Source organism: Candidatus Mycobacterium methanotrophicum (genome assembly GCF_023515995.1).
Lineage (GTDB): Bacteria > Actinomycetota > Actinomycetes > Mycobacteriales > Mycobacteriaceae > Mycobacterium > Mycobacterium methanotrophicum.
Genome location: NZ_CP097320.1, coordinates 4,482,870 through 4,500,701, shown reverse-complemented (window position 1 = coordinate 4,500,701; position 17,832 = coordinate 4,482,870). Strand labels below are relative to the sequence as shown.

The following is a 17,832-nucleotide window of genomic DNA, read 5'->3' as shown; positions in this document are numbered from 1 at the left end:
CAGACGCAGAATCGCATGCGCGGCCTGCCGCGTGCGATTCTGCTGGGGGGCACCTCCCGCTTGCGGGGGACTGCTCGCGCGCAGAACGCTCCCTAGTTCCAGATCCTCACGCGGCGTTGCGGTTCGAGGTATAGCTCGTCGTTTTCGGTGACGTCGAACGCGTCGTAAAAGGTGTCGATGTTGCGGATCACGCCGTTGCAGCGGAACTCCGGCGGTGAGTGCGGGTCGATGGCTAGCCGCCGAATCGCCTCGGCGTCACGGGATTTGGCGCGCCACACCTGGGCCCAGCCGAAGAACACCCGCTGCACGCCGGTGAGGCCGCCGATGACGGGCGGGGTTTGCCCGTTCAGCGACAGCTCATAGGCGAGCAACGCGATGGAAAGACCGCCCAGATCGCCGATGTTCTCACCGACCGTGAACGCACCGTTGACGTGATGTCCGTTATCGAGCCCACGCGGGGTGTAGACGTCGTACTGCTCGATCAGCGCCTTGGTGCGGGCGCCGAACTCGGTGCGGTCGCCGTCGGTCCACCAGTCGACCAAATTGCCCTCGCCGTCGTATTTGGCGCCCTGGTCATCGAACCCGTGCCCGATTTCGTGGCCGATGACCGCGCCGACACCGCCGTAGTTGGCGGCGTCGTCGACGTCGGGGTCGAAGAACGGCGGCTGTAAAATGCCTGCGGGAAAGACGATTTCATTCATCCCCGGGTTGTAGTAGGCGTTGACGGTCTGCGGGGTCATGAACCACTCGTCGCGGTCGACGGGGCCGCCCAGCTTGGCCATCTCCCGGTCGTAGTTGACCGTGTAGCCGCGGCGGAAGTTGCCGTAGAGGTCGTCGCGGTCGATCTCCAGCTTCGAGTAGTCCCGCCACTTCTTCGGGTAGGCGACTTTGGCGGTGAACTTGTCCAACTTGGCCAGCGCGCGCTGCCGGGTTTGCGGCGTCATCCAGTCCAGGTTGGTGATGCTGACCCGGTAGGCCTCGCGCAAGTTGGCGACCAGCGCGTCGATGCGGGCCTTGGCATCAGGCGGGAAATGGCGCTGGACGTACAGCTTTCCGACGGCGTCGCCCAGCATGCTCTCCACCAACCCAACGCCCCGCTTCCAGCGCTCGCGGATCTGTTCGGCGCCGGTGAGCTTGCGGCCGTAGAACGCGAAGTCCTCGGCGACCAGCGCATCGGTGAGCAATCCGGCGCGGGCATGGATAAGTCGCCAGCGTGCCCAGCTCTTCCAGTCGTCGAAATCCTCGCTGTGCCATAGTTCGGCAAAAGCGGTCAGGTAATCTGGTTGACGCACAACAAGTTCGGCGACCGTATCCGGTGTGGCGCCCAGCGCGTCCACCCAGCCAGGCCAATTGAAACCCGCTGATTCGGCCTGCAGTTCGGCGAAGGTGCGCAGGTTGTAGGTGAGGTCGGCGTCGCGGCGTTTGACCACATCCCAATGCGCGGCAGCCAGTTTGGTCTCCAATGCCACGATCCGTGCCGCCGTCTTGTCGTGGTCGCCGATCGCGCCGCCGTAGACGAGCGCGAACATCCGCGCGATGTGCTCCGGGTAGGCGCCGAGCAACTCGGAGTGCTGCTCGTCGCGATAGTAGGACTCGTCGGGCAGTCCCAGCCCCGACTGACTGACGTGCACCAGGTAGCGGCTGGAGTCCTTGGAGTCGGTGTCGACGTACACACCGACCCCGCCGCCTACGCCGGTGCGCTGCAGGACCCCGACAACGGCCGCCAGCGCGTCGCGATCGGCGGCGTCGTCAATCGCCGCCAACTCGTCGAGTAGCGGTTGCACACCTCGCCGTTCGACCGTGTCCTCGTCGAGGAAGCTGGCATACAGGTCGCCGATGCGTTGCTCATCGGCGCCGGGCGCCGAGATATTCCCGGTCCTCTCGCTGACTTCGGTGATCAGGTCCCGCACCTGGACCTCGGCCCGGTCGAACACCGCACGGAAGGCGCCGTCGGCGGCGCGGTCGGCCGGGATCGGGTGGTCGGCCAACCAGCGGCCATTGACGTGGCGGAACAGGTCGTCTTGGGGGCGGGCGCCAGCGTCGACGTTGCTCAGGTCGATGCCCGAGCGGATAGCTTCTACAGTCACCACACCATCCTTACCATCTCAGCAACACGGAGTCATCGCAACTGGATGCAGCCTGAGGTGTCGCTGCGTTGAAACTGCTTGTATGGTCGTGGTTTTCCAGAAAATCACGATCATAGGCGCAATCTCGAGGACCACCAACGGCTAGGCTCGCGCCCATGCCCGAGCAGACCAAGCCAGTGGCCGAGCCGGCAGATGAAGCGGCACCGGAGCAATACCCCGATGGTTTCGAGGGCCCTTTCATCTCCGGCTACGGCGTGGCATCGGCGGCGCTGGGCGCGCTTTCCGTGGCCGCGATCGCGCTAGCTGCGGTGATTTGGCTGGCGCACCGCAGTGACGTCGCCGAACGCAGCTATCAGAGCCAAGCCATGCGCGCTGCCGTCGACTGGACGGGCGTGCTGATCAACATGAACGCCAGCAACGTCGCCGCCAGCCTGCAACGGCTGCACGACGGGACCGTCGGCGAACTCAACGCCGATTTCGACTCCGCCATGCAGCCCTATCAGCAAGTGGTGCAGCGGCTGCACTCGACCAGCCACGGTCAGGTCGAGGCGGTCGCGCTCGAAGCGGTGCGCCATGACCTGGACAGCCAGCCGGGCGCACCCCGGCCCGCGCCGGCTGAGCAACTGCCGACTTCGGTTGCCAGTCGCACCGACACCGTCATTGTGGTAGCCACGTCGGTCAGCGAGAACGCCGGCGGCAAACCGCAGACGGTGCACTGGAACCTGCGGTTGGCAGTCTCCGACGTGGACGGCAAGCCGATGATCTCGCGACTCGAGTCGGTCCGATGAGGAACGCCTGGCGGGTGCTGGCCTTTGATATCGCGGCGCCGGTGGCCGCGATCGCCGCCATGTCGGCGATCGGGATCGTTCTGGGCTGGCCGCGGTGGTGGGTGTCGGCATGTTCGATTCTGGTGCTGCTGATCGTCCAGGGTGTGGCGGTGAATGTCTGGCTGCTGCGCCGGGATTCGGTCACCGTCGGCACCGACGACGACGCGCCCGCTCTGCGGTTGGCGGTGGTCGGGCTGTGCGCGGCGGCGGTGGTGTCGGCGGCGCTGACCGGCTACACCCACTGGACATTGCCCGACCGCCGGCTGACGGCCGACGCGACCGAGGTGGTTCGGATAGCGACCGCGATGGCGGAGGCGACGGCGAGGTTCTCACCGCAGCAACCGATGGCCTCGATCGATCGGGCCGCGGCGATGATGGTGCCCGAAGAAGCGACCGCGTTCAAGGACAACTTCGCCAAGGCCACCGCGGATTTGGCGCATCGAAACGTCACCGCTTCCGCCGAGATGTTAGAAGCCGGCGTCGAAGCGATCGGGCCCGCTGCGGCCGCCGTCGCGGTGGTCCTGCGCGCTACGCAGAACGCACCGGGTCAGCCGCCCAGCAATGCGGTGCTGGCGTTGCACGTCACCCTGACCAAGAAGAGCGACCATTGGCTGGTGCTGGACGTCGCACCGATCAACGCCCGCTGACCAACCTCAGCGCAGCCGGGCGTGCTCGACCATCGCAACGGTCCATCACCACCCGCATGCCAGCTGCCTCGGCGTCGCGGCCTACTTGCTCATGCCACAAACCCTGTTGCAGCCAAAAAACCTGTTGCAGCCGAAGGATTTTCGGATATTGGTCAAGGGCTAGCATGTCGGCCAGCACCGATGGCAACTCATCGAACCGCCGGAACACATCGACCATGTCGGGTACCAGCGGCAAATCCGCCAAGCCCGGACACACTGCGGCGCCGTCGATCTCGGTGATCGCCGGATTGACCGGATAAACCTGGTATTCGCCGGTCGAGACCAGATACGCGTAGGTCTCGTGGCTTGGCCGCGTCGGCTTGTCGGATGCGCCGACCACCGCGATGGCGCGGGTTTCGGCGAAGATGCGCCGCAGCGTGACATCGTCAGGTTCGCCGAGCATCAGTGCCCGCGGGCCGGCCGCTGGGGCGGCGGCTGAGACGGCTGTTGAGTTCTGGCCTTCGCGAACCGGTCGGACAGCCGGCGCATCCGGATCATCAACGACGCCGACGGGCTGGTCGTGGCAGCGAGGTAGGCCCCCAGTTCGTCGGCGGGCACCCCGATCCGGGACGCGAATTCGGCCATCTTCAGCCCTGACCGTTCGATCAGCAACCGCACGTGGCGGGCCACTTCAGCCCGCTCGTTGGCCTCGAGGTGGTCGCGGGCGCGGTCCAGCACCTCCGCCAACGCTTTGGAAATGCCGTAGGGCCGCGAGTTCTCCAGAACTTCTTCGACTTGGCGGGCGGTGCGCCCGTACGGGTCGCGTTTGATCGCCACCGCGATCTGCTTCCAGGTGGTTATGTCGCCACCCTCCAGCGCCGAGCGAATGGCCGAGGTAGGCCAGACCTCGACGGGCCGCTCGACATTGCGACGGACGGGCGGCCGATGCGGCGACCCGTGGCGTCGGTCGGGTGCCAACGTCACCTCGCCTCCTCCAGCATGGCCACTGCCACCGACAGGCAGCGCTGCCTGACCTCCTCCCAGTTTGCCTTGGCATCCGGACTGGGCCAATGCTCGTCGTCGAGATCCGTTGGGTGTGGATCCGCGAGCCGGCGGACCAACTGGGTGGCGATCCATTGCCGCCTGGATGATTGACAACAGTAATACCTATCCATACCGGCCAGCACTAATGCGGCGGTCTGGGCTTCCATCGTGTCTACCAGCTCAGCAAATTCCGCGTAATCGCGGCTGCTGTTGCGCGACATGATCAGGTAGCCCTTGAGCCGCAGCGTCTCTGCGCCGGTCGGGATTTGCAGCCGGTCGCCGGTGGGCAACTGGACGCGGGTGGTTTCCACCGGGCTGCGCCGCTCGAACATCGGGTGGTCGGTCTCGGCCTGGGTTGCTGCCTCGGTTTCCAATGCGTCCAACGCCACCGAGAGGCGACCGCGCCACAGCGTGACCGGATGCACGGCCCGCACCGCGCGGGGCGCGGTGCGGGCGACGCCGTGATGTGACAAGCCGCCGGAGAGCTTTTTGGCCGTCGAATTGCCGTTGGTCCGGGTGGGGGCGGCGGCCTCGGCCGACCGCGCACTGGCGGCATCGTCGCCGCCGGTGACATGTCCGCGGAGTTCGCCGTTGCGTCCACATCCGGTGAAGGCCAACGGGTCGGCCACGGTGATCGCGTCTGGCGCCAAGTGCTTGAGCCTCGCTGCAGACTTCAGCACGATCCGCAGGTCTGCACCGGGCGCCACCGGCGCCGAGATGCCCTCGGGGATCATCACGATATCGCCGAGATCGACTGTTGGCAGCGGCTTTTCGAAGTCGACCGAGGGCAGGATGCGGTGCAGCCAGCCCGGTAGCCACCAGTTCCACTGGGCAAACATCGCCATCAAGGCGGGCACCATCACCAGTCGCACCACCGTGGCGTCCACCGCGATCGCGACAGCGCACGCCACCCCGATCTCGGCTACCAACGGCATACCGGCGAACGCGAAACCGATGAACACCGCGATCATGATCAACGCGGCGCTGGTGATGGTGCGCGCGCTGGTGGCGACGCCGTAGGCCACCGCGTCGTGGGTGTGGCCGGATTGCAAGAACCGTTCCCGGATCCGGGTCAGCAGGAAGATCTCGTAGTCCATCGACAAGCCGAAGGTCATTGCCAGCACCAGCGGCGGAACTGTGCTGTCGATCGAGGTGATCGGCGCGAATCCCAGCTTCTCCAGCCAGCCCCACTGGAAGACCATCACCAAACTGCCGTAGGCCGCGGCCACCGACAGCACCGTCATCAGCACGCCCTTGAACGCCAAGAACACCGACTGAATCGCGACCAGCAACATGACGAAGGCGATCAACGCGACGAAAACCAATACCAGCGGCTCGGTCGCGGCCACCCGGTCGTCGAAGTCTTTGATCAGCGCCGTCGGTCCGCCGACGGCCACCTGCGCGGTCCCGGTCCCCGCCGCCGCAGGCAGGTGGGCCCGCATCCAAGTGATGGTGCTACGGGCGCCCAGGTCCTCGGGATCCACCGACAGCACCCCGGACAACAGGGCGCTGGTGTTGTTGTCGGCGAACACCGGCGGCGCCACCGACACGCCGGGGCCGGGCGCCTTTGCCATTTCGTGGCCGATCGCCGCCAGCGTCTGAGCGTGCGCGGGCGCCGAGGCGTCGCCGTCGGGAAAGGTCACCAGCACCTGCACCGGGCCCAGCGCGCCGGGACCGAGCGCCTCGGCCGCCGCCGACACCCCGGCACGGATCTCGTGGGATGAGTCGAATTGCCGCAGCAGGCTGTTGCCCAGCACCATCGACAGCGCCGGCACCGCCATGGCGATCAGGACGGCCGACGCGGCCAGCGCCGACGCCCACGGCCGGCGCATCACCCAGCCGATCCAGTGACTCCAAAACGGCGACTGGGTCGTTTCGGGTCGCCGCGACCAGTGCAGCATCGCGGATCTCTTGGCGGCGGCCCGGCCGAACGTCGCCAGCACCGCCGGCGTCATCGTCGTCGAGGTCAGCATCGCGGCCGCCACCGCGAGGATCGCGCCGGTGGCCATGGACGCCAGCGCTGGGGTGTTGATCAAGTAGATGCCGGTGAGCGAGGCGACCACGGTCATCCCGGACAGCACGACGGCTAGCCCGGACGTCGCCATCGCCGCGTCCGCCGCCTCTTGGGGCTGACGTCCGGCGCGCAGTTCTTCGCGGAAGCGCATCAGGATGAACAGCGAATAGTCGACGGCCAGCGCGATACCGAACATCGACACCGTCGAGGTGACGAACACCGACATCGTGGTGTAGGCCGACAGCAGAGAAACCAGTCCCATGGTGATGGCGACGGTGCAGATGCCCAATGCCAGCGGGATCGCGGCGGCGGCAAACGAACCGAACACCGCCAGCAACACGATCAGGATGATCGGAAGGTTCCAGCGTTCGGCCGCGGCGATGTCGTGTTTGGTGTTGGCCGCCGCGGCCGTGCTCAGCGCGCCCTGGCCGATCACGTACAGCCGGACGTGGCCGTTTTGCATCTGTCCCGGCCGATCGCCCTGGATGCCGATTTTTGAGCGGAGCTTCTTGGCGGCATCGCTGGCGCTGCCGTTGTTCGAGGAGTCCAGGCGCAACGACACCACATACGGCCGATCGGGCTGCGGCGGCGGCTGAGCCGGATTTTTGACCACCGCGACCTCGGCGACTTGGCCGGCGACTTGCTGCAGAAACGCCGCCGCGGCGTTCATGTCTTGGTAGCTGGCATCCGCGCGCGGCGCCGCCACCAGCGCCAGCGGTGACGTGCCCTGCTCGGGGTAATGCTGCTCGAGCTCGTCATGCACACGCAGCGACTGCGATCCGGCCACCTCGAAGCCCCCGCCGGTGAGGTTCCCACCCTGCGTCATCATCAGATAGATCGCGGGAATCAGCGCGAGCAGCCAACCTGTGAAGACCAGCCAGCGGAATCTGCGCAGGTTGCTGCTGAGGCGCATCATGAAGTGCTGGATTTCTTCACTCCCCGTATTCGGTTTCGCGGCGACCCGCTGCGCCCGGCTTCGCCGCGCTTGCGATCGCAGCACGGTTTCGCGGCCGACCCTACCCCAGCAAGCTATGTGGCGAGACCGCTTCCGGCTCGCTGAGCTGCAACAACTCCGCAACGATGGGAGCGTGTCAGCAGTGTCTTGTCCGCTGAGTTGGCCACCCTCGGACTCGATGGCAGGATGGCGCCTGGGCGTTTGCCCCCAAACCAATGAGGAGCCCTGTATGACTTCCCTGATCGGGAGTACTGCTACGTTGCGCCGACGGCTGCTCGGTGTCCTGACCGCGACAGCGTTGGGTGGCGCCACCGCGGTGGCGCTGTTGTCGGCGCCGTCGGCGGCCGGGGCGTCTGATCCATGTGCTGCCAGCGAGATGGCGAGGACGATCGGCAACGTGGCCAGGTCGGCCGGCGACTACCTGGACGGGCATCCGGAGACCAACCAGGCGATGACCAGCGCCCTGCAGGAGCCGGCCGGACCGCAGTCGGTCAATTCGCTGACGGGCTATTTCGAGGCGAACCCGAAGGCGGCCAGCGACATGCAGACGATCGCGCTGCCGCTCGCCGGGCTGTCGAGCAGGTGCAAGTTGCCGATCAGCCTTCCCCAGGTGCTCGGCATCATGCAGGGTGCGCAGGGCGGCCTGCCGGGCGGGTTACCCGGTGGCCTGCCGGGCGGTCTGCCCAATGCCGCTGCGCAGGCCATCTCGGGAGCCCAGGGCGCGGCGCCCGCAGGCGGCGTCCCGGCCGCGGCTCCGGTTGCCCAGGGCGCGGCGGCGATGCCGGGACTGAGCGCGGTCAAGTAGTCGCGCGGCTAGTTTTGCGGGTCTCCCGGCAGTTCGATCGCGGCGCGTTCGCCCGGTTCGGCGGCGACCGAGTCGTCGTCGACCTCGTCGCCGCCGGGGTCGGCGTCGCTCTTGGTGCGGAACATGAAGAAGAACACCGCCCAGCCGACGGCAGCGAGCAACAACCAGCTGATCAGCCGGTAGATCAACATCGCCGAAATGGCGCCGGACAACGGCAACCCGCTAGACACTAATCCAGGTACCAGCACCGCCTCGACGACCAACAGGCCGCCGGGCATCAGCGGTATCGTGCCCACCGCGCGGGCGGCCGCACAGGCGACGGTCAGCCCGCCGATTGAGGCGTGATACCCGGCCGCGTAAGCAGCGAAGCCGAGGCAGGCGACGTCAGCGAACCGGTTGACCAGCGACCAACTGAACGCCGACGACAACGCGCGACGGCTCAGGGTGACCGATTCGAGCTGCGCGAGCATCTCCCGCCACTTGGCCAGGCCGGTATCGGCTGGCCGGCCACGAAGGGAGTTGACCCTCGACAACACCCGGGATCCGATTCCGTCGATCAGTTCCGGTCGCGACGCCGCCGCCTGCGCCAGCAGCAACAACGCGATGAAGCCGCCGAGGGTGAACAGCACCGAAAGCGGGTTGTTCTTCGCCCCGAGGAAAAACGCGCCGCCCAGGCCCAGCAGTGCCAGCCCAACCGCTTGCAGCACACCAGACGTCACCAGCTGCCACGACGCCACCAATGTCGAAGCGCCCCAAATCCGTTGCTGGCGAAGCAGAAACGTCGCCGCCAGCACGGGACCGCCGGGGAGTGTGGTGCTCAGCGAGTTGGCCGCGTAGTAGGCGGCCTCTGACCGCAATTCCTTGACGTGGACCCCCGCCGATGCCAACAGGGTCCGCTGCACCTGGGCGAAGCTGTGCATCAAGACGACGGCCGCCGCGGCCGAGGCCAGCAGCCACCACCATTTCGCCGAGTAGAGGCTCTGGGCGGCCTTGGCCAGTTGGTCCCACACCAGCGCCACCTCGACCGCCAGCACGATCGCGACGACGCCCAAAACGGCCCAGCGCACCCACCAGTGTGTGCCGCGGGCACGTTCTTCGTGCTGACCGTTGACGTTCGTCCCCGGTGCGTCGGGAGACACGTGCTGTAGCGTAGCCGGGCAGGTCGCGCCGAGATCGGTGCAAGGCGCAGGTGTCGGACTGTATTTGCGTACGGTGACCCATGCGCCGCGGTTAGGCTAAGCCGCATGCCGCCGAAGGCCGACGCGGATTACGGCGATTCCGTCGAACCTCTCGTTCGTAAGGCCGCCGCCTGGTCGTGGCGGTTGCTGGTCATCCTGGCGGCGCTGGTCGCGTTGCTCTGGGTCATCGAGCGGCTGGAAATCATCGTCGTCCCGTTGCTGCTGGCATTGATGTTGAGCGCATTGCTGGTCCAGGCCGTCGATTGGCTGGATAAGCGAGGGGTGCCCCGCGCCGGCGCGGTCGCCCTGATGCTACTAAGCGCGTTCGCGATTCTGGGCGGCATCTTGGCGTTCGTCATCAGCCAGTTCGTCATCGGTTTGCCGGATTTGGTCAACCAGGTCAGCCGCAGCATCGATTCCACCCGCAACTGGCTGATCGAGGGGCCACTGCATCTGAGCCGTCAACAGATCGAGAACGCCGGAAACGCGGCGATCCAGGCGCTGCGGGACAATCAGGCGAAGCTGACCAGCGGCGCGTTGTCCACCGCGACCACCGTCACCGAAATCCTCACCGCCGCACTGCTGACGCTGTTTACGCTGACCTTCTTTCTCTACGGTGGCCGCAATATCTGGGCCTACGTGACGAAGATCTTCCCGGCCCACGTCCGGGAGCGGGTGCGGGCCGCGGGCAGCGCGGGCTATGGCTCGCTGGTCGGCTATGTGCGGGCCACCTTCCTGGTGGCGTTGGTCGACGCGGCCGGAGTCGGCGCTGGGTTGGCCGTCATGAGCGTGCCGCTGGCACTGCCGCTGGCCTCGTTGGTGTTCCTCGGTGCGTTCATCCCGCTGGTCGGTGCGGTGCTCAGCGGCTTTCTCGCCGTGGTGGTTGCACTGCTGGCGAAGGGCTTTCTCTATGCGCTGATGACGCTGGGCGTGCTCATCGGCGTGAACCAGCTCGAGGCGCATATCCTGCAGCCGCTGGTGATGGGCCGGGCGGTGTCGATCCATCCGCTGGCCGTGGTGGTGGCGATCTCGACGGGCGGGGTGCTCGCGGGGGTCGTCGGCGCGCTGCTGGCCGTCCCGACGGTCGCGTTCTTCAACAACGCATTCCAAGTGCTACTGGCCGAAGATCCGTTCGCCGCGGCGAAGCGAGCCGACGACGAAGACGCGTCGATGATCCAAGCCGAACCGGACAGGCCGGAGCCGGAAAGCGAAGCCTAGATTCGGCCTTCGCGGCGCAGCAACTCCTGCGCGCTGAGCCCACCGCCCCGGCGCTGACGGGTCCGATCGCCGTTGTCGCCTTCATTTCCAGGGGCGTTCAGTTTCTGCGTGGCCACGTCCGAGTCCTCCCCTTCTCGCGGAGGGGTCGGGATGGCGGTGGTGGCATCGTCGTCAGCGGGGGGCCGCTGGCCCGGCACCGGCAGCGCGCGGGTTTTGTCGGCTGACGGTTCAGAGCTGCCGGTGCCGCCCGCGTCGCCGGGAACGTCGTTGCGCTGCGGCCCCCGCAATTCGCTGAGCCAGGACTCTATTTCGCGATCTTCTCCGCGAACAGGTGGGGTCCCCGGCGGCGGAGCGGCCGGGGAGGGCGGGCCTTCGCGTCCCTGGGCCGCGAGCCGCGTGGTCGGCGGCTCGGCGGGCTCGGGGTGCCCGGGAGCGCGCATCCTCGTGGTGCCTGCGGCCGACGGCGTCTCCTGCGCCGGTGGCCGGTTATCCGCCCGGTCTGCCGGCTCAGGCGGTCTGCTCGGCCGCGGCGGCACCTCCGCGCCGGGGTGGGTGGGGTCGTGCGGCGGACTCGGTTGCGCAGCGACGGCAGGGCGCCGCGCCGGCCGCTGCGCGCGGGGGACGGGCCGCTTGCGCTCGTCGGGCAGGTGAATCTCGCCGAGCCCCAACCGGTTCTGCAGTCGCTTCATCCACATCGGCGCCCACCAGCAGTCGTCGCCGAGCAGCTTCATCACCGACGGCACCAGGAACATCCGCACGACGGTGGCGTCCAGCAGCAGTGCGGCCATCAAACCGAATGCCAGGTACTTCATCATCACCAGATCGGAGAACACGAACGAGCCGGCGACCACGGCGAGAACCAACGCGGCCGCGGTGATGAGGCGACCGGTGGTCGCGGTTCCGATCCGGATGGCCTCCGCGGTCGACATGCCGCGGGCTCTGGCCTCGACCATTCGGGACACCAGGAACACTTCGTAGTCGGTCGCCAGGCCGAAACCGACCGCGATCACCAACGCTATGAGGACGACCATCAACGGTGTCGGCGTGAAATTCAGCCACTTCGCGAAGTGTCCGTCGACGAAGATCCAGGTCAAGATGCCCAATGTGGAGCCTAGGGTCAACGCGCTCATCACCGCGGCCTTGATCGGCAGCACAACCGACCCGAATGCCAGGAACATCAGCAGCATTGTCGTGGTGAGCAGAACCACCGCCATCGGCGGAGCTTTGTCGGACAAGCTGTGGATGCTGTCCTGTTCGAGAGCCGGCACTCCGCCGACCATCAGGCTCAACCCTTTGGGTGGAGTGATCGAACGCAATTCGGCGATTTTCTTAGCCGCGTCGTTCGCATGGGCCAAGCCGTTCTGGATCACCCGCACCGAGTCGTCTTTCGGGTGAGAGGTTCCCTTGGCTCCCGCGACGCAGGGGTTGCCCGCGATGGTCGGGCAGGCCCGTTCTTTCCAGGTTTTGTCGGTGAACCCGCTGATCGAGGAGGCATCGTTGCGGATCTCGGCGAGCTGCTGGTCGGTGACCTTGCCGTGGTTATTGCTCTTGATCACCAGCGTCAGCTGGTTCGTTCGGTAGCCGGGAAAGAGCTTGTCGAAATTCTCCTGCGCCAAGCGGACCGAGTTGTTCGGCGGCAGATACTTCTCGCTCATACCGCCGAACGAGAGGTTGTGCAGCGGAATGACCAACGCGATCATGGCCACGACGATCGGGACGGCAAAGAGCAGTGGCCGCTTCATCACCACGTTGACGAGCTTGCCCCAGAACCCGGCTTCGACTTCTTCGCGCGTTTTGGTCTTCTGCAGCCGATCTGCAAGCCAGGTCAGATACGCCCGCGACACCTTCCAGTTCGCCAGGACGGGCACGCGGAACAGTGTTCGTACCCCGAGCGCGTCCACGTTGCGGCCCAGTATCGCCAGGCAGGCCGGCAGGAGGGTGATCGACAACACCGCAGCCAGCGTCACCGCTGCGATCAGCGCGTAAGTCAGCGACTTCACGAAGCCCTGCGGCAGCAACAGCAGGCTGGCGCCCGACGCGGCGATCAACACGGCCGAGAACGTCACCGTACGACCCGCCGTCATCACCGTGCGGCGCACCGCGGCCTCGGTGTCGTACCCTTCGGCGATCTCTTCACGGAAACGACTCACCACGAACAGCCCGTAGTCGACCGCGATGCCGAGACCGATGAGAGAGACAACCGGCTGGGCGAAGAAGTGAACGGGCCCGAACAAGGAAATGAGCCGCAAGATCCCGGTTGCTCCTGCGATGCTCAATCCGCCGATCATCACCGGCAAGCAGGCGGCGACCACCCCGCCGAAGACCAAGAACAACACCACCGCGACCATCGGCAGCGCGAGTACTTCCATCCGCTTCTCGTCAGTGGCGATGGTGCCGGTCAGTGCGCTGGCGATCGGCTCCAGCCCCGCGAGCTGGACCTGGCCGCCGTTGAGTTTCTCCAGATCCGGCTCGACGGTCTTGTAGTTTTTCAGGATGGTGTCGTCGTCATCGCCCTTCAGCGGGATGCTGACGAAGGTGTGTTCGCCGTCCTCGCTGGCCATCCCTTTGATGACCGGGTCGTCGCTGGTGGGTGCGGCCAGCCAACCGGCCCAACCGACGACCTGCTGGGCATGGTCCTTCTTAAAGGAGTTGAGTTCGCCGGTGATTTTCTTCTGCCAGGCCGGGTTTTGAACGGTTTCGCCCTTGGGGGCGGTGAACGTCGCGACGATGTGGCTCGTCCGATCACGGCCGTAGGTGTCGTCACCCAGCACCGATGCCTTGACCGACTGGCTGCTGTCGTCGTAGAAACCGCTCTGCGTGACGTGCTTGCCGAGGCTCATCCCGAAAATGCCGCCGAGCAGGCTCAGCGCCACTGTGACACCGATGACGATGTACCTGAAGCGGTACACAGCTCGACCCCACCAGGCGAACACGTAACCTCCTACTTGGTCGGTGGCGACCCGCGCATTGGTTTTCCAGTGTCAGACACGCGAGGTCAGCAACGAAGACAGCGGCCGGAACGGTTGCAGCCACGCCCCCTTCTCAGGCAGCGAATCAAGGCCCATCCGCGGCAGCGGCTCCCGGAAAACACCCGCGATGTCCTCCAGGTCGACGAACTCCAAGGTATCCGACGCTAGCGCCCAACTAGCGTGTTCGCGAAATCCCAGCACCTGTACGGGCACCCCGCGGCGGGAGATTTCCTCAAGCGGCAGGCGGAAGGCCTGGCCGTCGGCGGACGCTACTACCAGCGCCGCCAGGCCGGCGGCGCTGCGCTGCGCGATGTGACCCAGCATGTCGCTGTCCACATCGCTGTCTTCGTCGAGTTTCGGCTTGGCGAACACCGCAAACCCCACGTTACGCAGCGCATCCACCCAGGGCAGGGCGTTGCCGGACAGGGCCGCCGGCGCGCTGATCGGTGGGGTCGTTTCGTCGGTCAGGCTCATGATGCGCGTCCTTCGAAGCGGCGCTGCCAGAGCAATTCGGTGACGGCGCTGCCGGCATGCCGCGCCTTGTCCTCGTACTTGGTGGTTGGGCGGACCACCGAGATCGGTAGTCCGGTCCCCGCTGGCCCCGCCGGATCCACCCGGGTCAGGCGGGGTTCGGCGTCGCCCACCTCGGCGATCTGCTCGCCGTAGCCGGGATGGTCGGTGGCAGCGTGCAGCACACCTCCGGCCTGGAGCCGGTCAGCGATCAGCGCAACCGTGGCGGGCTGGAGCAGCCGACGTTTGCGATGCCGGGCCTTGGGCCACGGATCGGGAAAGAACACCCGGACTCCGCTCAGCGAGCCCGGCGCGATCAGAGATTCCAGGACGTCGACGGCATCCCCGCGGACCAGCCGGATATTGCTGACGCCTTCCCGTTCGATCGCCGACAGCAGCTGAGCCAGCCCACGTCGATACACCTCGACGGCGATCACATCTACCCCCGGCTCCGATTGCGCCATAGCCAGCGTGGAAGTGCCAGTGCCGCAACCGATTTCGAGTACAAGCGGAGCATCGCGGCCGAACCGGGCGCCGGCGTTCAGCGGCTCGTCGGGCGCATCGGCGCTGTGTCGGGAGGCCGCCACGATGCCCAGGTCCGGCCACAGCCGCGCCCAGGTCCGCTGCTGGGCGGCCGACAATGCAGAACGGCGCGAGCGGAAGCTGGTATTCCGGCGATAGCCGCCGGCAGAGCGCGCGCCGGGCAGGGCGTCTGGCGGTGTCGGCGGTGTGACCGCGTCCACCGAAGGCTGCGCACTCATCCGTTCATCGTTACCCATTATTCATCGTTACCCATTAATCGATGATGTTGCCGCCCGTGGCCCAGATTGATACCCAACAGTTGCCTTCGACTGGTAGCGGGTGGCTCGCGTCTGCGCGCCGCAGGTGTCACCATGCCGCAGGTGTCACCATTCAGCGGCAGACGTGGGCCTGCCGCCTTCGGGCGGTGCCAGCGCATGACCGACAGGGGTATCGGCTTAACAGGGGAAACACATGATCGGACACGGCTACCAGGTTTTCCTCGATGAGCTGGAGCGATTCGCCGCCGAGGCCGGTGACTCGCGCTGTGCTGCGATCGCCACTCCGCTCGCCGCACCGCTGCGAGTGGCAGTATCGGGACGGCGCGGCGTAGGCCGCAACACTGTCGTGCGCGCCTTGGCTCGCGCCGCGGACTGGCGGGAAACGATCACCATGACGACATCACCGCGCGCCGACGTGGCGGTCTATGTCGTCGCCGAAGTGGTCAAACCCGAGGATCGCGCGGCGATCGCGGCGTCGGCTCGGCCGCTCTTGGCGGTGCTGAACAAGGCCGACCTGATCGCCACCACCCAGCCGGGCCGCCACCCCGACGGGCCGACCAACGCGGCGAGAGTGCGCTGCACACGCCTTTCTGCGCGTACCGGTCTGCGGATCGAACCGGTGGTGGGATTGCTGGCGGTCGCCGCCCTCGACGATCTGGTGGACGACACGATGTGGGCGGCGCTGCAGGCGCTGGCCAGCCGAACCGGGCCGGTGGCGGCCAGGCTCCTCGACACCCTGGACGTGTTCGGCGTCGAGCAGGCCGTGGCCGCGATCCGGCGCGGCGCCACCCGCGACCAGACTCGGGCCGTATTACGGCAACTGAGCTGCATTGACGACGTCGTCGACAGCATCGAGTCGATCGGCGCGCCGGTGCGCTACCAGCGCGTGCTGGACGCCGTCGCCGCTTTGCAGACGCTGGCCGTCACCGACCGACGAGTCGGCGAGTTCCTGTGCCGCGACGACACGGTGGTGGCCCGGATGGCGGCCGCCGTGGACGTCGTCGAGGCGGCCGGCGTCAAGGTCGACCGTTGCGACAGCGCCGCGGCGTATCTGCGTCGCGCGGTGAGCTGGCAGCGCTACAGCCGCGGGCCGGTGGCGCGGTTGCACCGCGCCTGCGGCGCCGACATCGTCCGGGGTTCGCTGCGGCTATGGTCAAAGGCCGGGAGTTGAGCGTGGCCGACCACACAGGTGACGACGCGGTCACCGAAGAAGACGCAGTCGACGCACTGGTAGCGGCGATCGGGCCGCGGCTAAGTGCGCCGATCGCTGTGCGCCGCGACGCGGTCCTGGTCACCGGGCCCTGGCTGGGCGGAGTTAGCAGCGTGGTCGCAGCGCTGACCAAACGACTGCCCAAGCACACGTTCATCGAGTCGACCGACCTGGCGGCCGGCGAGGCGCCGACGGTGGTGGTGTTCGTCGTTTCCGCGGTGGCCACGTTGACCGAATCCGACTGCATGCTGCTCGACGCCGCGACCGCCGACACCGACGCGGTGATCGGCGTGGTGTCGAAGGTCGACGTGCATCGCGGCTGGCGTGATGTGCTGGCCGCCAATCGTGAGGTGCTGGCGGCGCACGCGCCGCGCTACCGTGACGTGCCCCTGGTAGGCGCGGCTGCCCTGCCCGAGAGCGGTAAGCCCCGCGTCGACGACCTCGTCACGGCGGTACGTAAGCAGCTCGCCGACCCCGACCTTTCACGACGAAACAGGTTGCGAGCGTGGGAAGCCCGATTGCGGACGCTCGCCGACCGCTACGTTCGCGACGCAGACGGCGCCGGTCGGCGAGCACGGGTCGAGGCATTACGTGAGCAGCGCAGCGACATCCTGCGGCAGCGACGGCTGGCCAAGTCCGAGCGCACGATCGCGCTGCGCAGCCAGACCCAGCAGGCCCGCGTTCAGCTGTCCTACTTCGCCCGCAACCGCTGTGCCTCGGTGCGCTCCGAGTTGCAGGAGGACGCCGGGAGCGTGGCCCGGCGCCAGCTGCCGGCGTTCGAGGCGGATGCCCGCGGCCGGATCGGCAAGGTGGTTGCCGAGGTGGACGAGGGCGTCACCACGCATTTGGCCGACGTCGAGCAAAGCCTGGGCCTGACCGTGGACCCGCCGGCAGCCACCGCGCTCCCGACGATCGAGATACCGGCGCCGCAGCTGAAGTCGCGGCGGCTGGAGACCCGGCTGATGATGCTGGTGGGGGCCGGTTTCGGGTTAGGTGTGGCGTTGACGCTCAGCCGGCTGCTGGCCGGCCTGGCTCCCGGGCTCACCGTCGCCGGAGCCGTCGCATGTGCGGCGATCGGGCTTGCGCTTACCGTCTGGGTGGTCGGAATCCGGGGACTGCTGCGGGAGCGCGCGCTGCTCGACCGCTGGGCCGGCGAGGCGGCCACCCAGCTGAGGTCCGCACTCGAGCAGCTGGTCGCGACTCGGGTGCTCGCAGCCGAGTCGGCGCTGACCGCGGCCCTGGGCGAGCAAGACGAGGTCGAGAATGCGCGGGTTGCCGAGCAGGTCGGCGTCATCGACACCGAGCTGCGCGAGCACGCCGTCGTCGCGGCCCGTGCCGCGGCGGTGCGGGGCCGGGAGATGCCGACGCTGCAGGGCGCGCTCGCGGCGATCCGAGCCGAGCTCGGCGAACCAGCCGAGCCGCGATCCGAGGACGCGCCTGCCACGGCTGAGGGCAGTACCGATCGAAATCGACGAAAACCCGTCGGCGAACACCGCAGATAACGTGTTCTGAATCGTTCCTGCGAGTTGGCCGATACACTCCCAAGCCTTTCTGGGTATACACCTCGCGATAACCTGTGTTGAGGGCGC

General features: G+C 67.2%; 13 protein-coding genes and 1 pseudogene. 6 read left to right on the top strand and 8 right to left on the bottom strand.

Annotated elements, in window-relative coordinates; genetic code table 11:
* Positions 1-92: 92 nt before the first annotated feature.
* Positions 93-2,087: a M13 family metallopeptidase gene (locus M5I08_RS23470; RefSeq protein ID WP_219068135.1), complete on the bottom strand. Its 1,995-nt coding sequence runs from the start codon at positions 2,085-2,087 to the stop codon at positions 93-95.
* 155 nt (positions 2,088-2,242) lie between these two features.
* On the opposite strand from M5I08_RS23470, the gene M5I08_RS23465 reads away from it, so the two are divergent.
* Positions 2,243-2,875 carry an Rv1363c family protein gene (locus tag M5I08_RS23465; protein WP_219068134.1) on the top strand — a complete coding sequence of 211 codons (633 nt, stop codon included), beginning with the start codon at positions 2,243-2,245 and terminating at the stop codon, positions 2,873-2,875.
* A complete protein-coding gene (locus tag M5I08_RS23460; protein ID WP_219068133.1) occupies positions 2,872-3,561 on the top strand; it encodes a hypothetical protein in 690 nt (229 codons plus the stop codon). Before M5I08_RS23465 ends, M5I08_RS23460 begins: the two co-directional genes overlap by 4 nt.
* Here M5I08_RS23460 and M5I08_RS23455 read toward each other — a convergent pair.
* From M5I08_RS23455 to M5I08_RS23445, 3 genes are read right to left on the bottom strand one after another with little or no spacing between them, the layout of a single operon-like run.
* Entirely contained in the window at positions 3,548-4,003 is a 456-nt protein-coding gene (locus M5I08_RS23455; RefSeq protein ID WP_219068132.1) for a CoA-binding protein, read from the bottom strand. The genes M5I08_RS23460 and M5I08_RS23455 overlap by 14 nt on opposite strands.
* Positions 4,003-4,524, bottom strand: a complete 522-nt coding sequence (locus tag M5I08_RS23450; protein ID WP_219068131.1) for an XRE family transcriptional regulator — start codon at positions 4,522-4,524, stop codon at positions 4,003-4,005. Before M5I08_RS23450 ends, M5I08_RS23455 begins: the two co-directional genes overlap by 1 nt.
* Positions 4,521-7,514 carry an MMPL family transporter gene (locus tag M5I08_RS23445; RefSeq protein WP_219068130.1) on the bottom strand — a complete coding sequence of 998 codons (2,994 nt, stop codon included), beginning with the start codon at positions 7,512-7,514 and terminating at the stop codon, positions 4,521-4,523. The genes M5I08_RS23450 and M5I08_RS23445 overlap by 4 nt, the downstream gene beginning before the upstream one ends.
* 277 nt (positions 7,515-7,791) lie before the next feature.
* On the opposite strand from M5I08_RS23445, the gene M5I08_RS23440 reads away from it, so the two are divergent.
* Positions 7,792-8,358 carry a hemophore gene (locus M5I08_RS23440; RefSeq protein ID WP_219068167.1) on the top strand — a complete coding sequence of 189 codons (567 nt, stop codon included), beginning with the start codon at positions 7,792-7,794 and terminating at the stop codon, positions 8,356-8,358.
* A gap of 8 nt (positions 8,359-8,366) precedes the next feature.
* On the opposite strand, the gene M5I08_RS23435 is transcribed toward M5I08_RS23440, so the two are convergent.
* The gene (locus M5I08_RS23435; RefSeq protein ID WP_219068129.1) at positions 8,367-9,497 is read right to left on the bottom strand and encodes a lysylphosphatidylglycerol synthase transmembrane domain-containing protein; all 1,131 of its coding nucleotides are present in this window, start codon (positions 9,495-9,497) and stop codon (positions 8,367-8,369) included.
* A 105-nt stretch (positions 9,498-9,602) separates the two neighbouring features.
* Here M5I08_RS23435 and M5I08_RS23430 point away from each other — a divergent pair, with 105 nt between their 5' ends.
* A complete protein-coding gene (locus tag M5I08_RS23430) occupies positions 9,603-10,754 on the top strand; it encodes an AI-2E family transporter (RefSeq protein ID WP_219068128.1) in 1,152 nt (383 codons plus the stop codon).
* Here M5I08_RS23430 and mmpL3 read toward each other — a convergent pair.
* The 3 genes and pseudogenes from mmpL3 to trmB all read right to left on the bottom strand — a co-directional run bounded on the left by mmpL3 (position 10,751) and on the right by trmB (position 15,012).
* Entirely contained in the window at positions 10,751-13,687 is a 2,937-nt protein-coding gene (mmpL3, locus tag M5I08_RS23425) for a trehalose monomycolate exporter MmpL3 (RefSeq protein WP_219068127.1), read from the bottom strand. The genes M5I08_RS23430 and mmpL3 overlap by 4 nt on opposite strands.
* A gap of 48 nt (positions 13,688-13,735) precedes the next feature.
* Positions 13,736-14,131 (bottom strand): annotated as a pseudogene (locus M5I08_RS23420) (NYN domain-containing protein); the annotation flags it as partial.
* Positions 14,132-14,193: 62 nt separating this feature from the next.
* Positions 14,194-15,012 (bottom strand): tRNA (guanosine(46)-N7)-methyltransferase TrmB, encoded by an 819-nt coding sequence (gene trmB, locus M5I08_RS23415; protein ID WP_304502948.1) that lies wholly within the window; start codon positions 15,010-15,012, stop codon positions 14,194-14,196.
* Between the two features lie 214 nt (positions 15,013-15,226).
* Between trmB and M5I08_RS23410 the strand changes: the two genes are divergently transcribed.
* Positions 15,227-16,204, top strand: a complete 978-nt coding sequence (locus tag M5I08_RS23410; RefSeq protein ID WP_219068125.1) for a hypothetical protein — start codon at positions 15,227-15,229, stop codon at positions 16,202-16,204.
* A complete protein-coding gene (locus M5I08_RS23405) occupies positions 16,183-17,745 on the top strand; it encodes a hypothetical protein (protein WP_370328537.1) in 1,563 nt (520 codons plus the stop codon). The genes M5I08_RS23410 and M5I08_RS23405 overlap by 22 nt, the downstream gene beginning before the upstream one ends.
* Positions 17,746-17,832 lie beyond the last annotated feature (87 nt).